Source organism: Armatimonas sp. (assembly GCF_031410135.1).
GTDB lineage: Bacteria > Armatimonadota > Armatimonadia > Armatimonadales > Armatimonadaceae > Armatimonas.
In genome coordinates, this window is record NZ_JANNYP010000548.1 from 1 (window position 1) to 1,519 (window position 1,519).

The window sequence follows — 1,519 nt, forward strand, 5'->3', positions numbered from 1 at the left end:
CGGCCCATATAATAAGCCCGACCGCCAAGCGGATTTCGTCGCTCGCCACCCACTTGATTTGGGTAATCGTCAGGAACAGACTCGCGCCGACCGCGACATTTGTTCCGCAACGAGGGTGGACCCTTGGCATGCGAGTGACGACCTCTGGAACCAAGGGCTCCCCCCGCTCGATCGCATGAACGACTTGATGCTCTGCTCCATGCGTTCCCGAAAGCGGGATGAACCGCATCAAGCCAAAGAAGAGCACGGTAGGCAAGAAGCCAAAAATGACCTGCCGATATTGCTCTGTCATCTGGTTGATCACGGCTTCTTCGATTTGGCGCGAAGCGAACTGAGAGGCGAAAATTAATACGTAGAGGACGAATCCGGTGAGCACCAGCGAAAACCCTTGCGCTCCCGCCCCGATTGCGCCATTGGTCAGGTACACGCCAAATGGAGTCGCCATCCCGCCCACCATCATCGGCCGATTTTCAGTCAGGGCAGTTGGCGAGAAGCAAGACGCAGCGATGATTCCAAGCACCTCATGGTTGTGATCGACCACCGTTATTGCCGAAAATGGCTGGCTCGTTAGCATGGCTAACGCCTCGTCTTGAGGGGCATCAGACCGGATCGTCGGGGCATCGATCATCGCATCTGAAACTGCTGCCGTCCAAAGCATCCCTCCCGAAATAGCCCTTGCTAGAGATTTTTCAGTAAGGACTCCGACGAATTTTCCTCCTTGGACCACGGGCAGTAGGTCAGAAAAGTTCTCATGCATTCTCACCGAAGCCTGGGCGAGGGAGTCAAAGGTGTCAACAAAATCGACGGTCCGCATGATCTGCCCGACTTTGTGCGTGTCTTGCAAGAGCTTTTCAGTCGTCATGGTTTTGGGTCAGCAAAAACAAAGTCTCCGCCATAATCTATCGGTGGATCGGGCGTAAGAACATTCTCGCAGATTCACTAGGAGTCGGGCACGGATGAGACGAATAGGAATAATCACGAGCGGAGGCGATGCACCCGGAATGAACGCAGCGATTCGGGCAGTTGTCCGAACTGCGCTCGGTGGCGGGGTCGAAGTTGTTGGCTACAACCACGGCTATGACGGCATCATCAACGACGAGAGTCGGCTGATGAATAGCCAGTCCGTGGGGGGGATAATCGATCGCGGAGGCACGATCCTTCGCTCTGCCCGAAGTATGGAGTTCATGACCCATGAGGGCCGAGAAAAGGCGATGGGCGTGCTCAGGAAAAACGAATGCGACGGTTTGGTGGTCATTGGTGGCGACGGCTCTTTGACCGGTGCACTGAAGCTGCTGGAGGAATTCGAGTTCCCTGTGATGGGCGTTCCTGGCTCGATTGACAACGACATTTTCGGCACCGACTTCTCCATCGGATTTGACACCGCGGTGAATACCGCTGTCGAAGCAATCGACCGCGTGTTGTTGATCGGTGGGATGACGCGCGTCCCGGCGGTGCGCGCCCGGGTAGAACAGTTGTTTGGCAAGCTGCCCGAGCGATCTGTCAACCCCGACGAGGCGGT

General features: G+C 56.1%; 2 protein-coding genes. One reads left to right on the forward strand and one right to left on the reverse strand.

The window, feature by feature from the left end; all coding sequences use genetic code 11:
- Positions 1-862 (reverse strand): DUF1385 domain-containing protein (locus RMO15_RS20330; RefSeq protein ID WP_309716154.1); only part of this gene is annotated, 862 nt, incomplete at its 3' end.
- A 94-nt stretch (positions 863-956) separates the two neighbouring features.
- Between RMO15_RS20330 and RMO15_RS20335 the strand changes: the two genes are divergently transcribed.
- Positions 957-1,519: 6-phosphofructokinase (locus RMO15_RS20335; protein ID WP_369016144.1), on the forward strand; the 563-nt coding region annotated here is incomplete at its 3' end.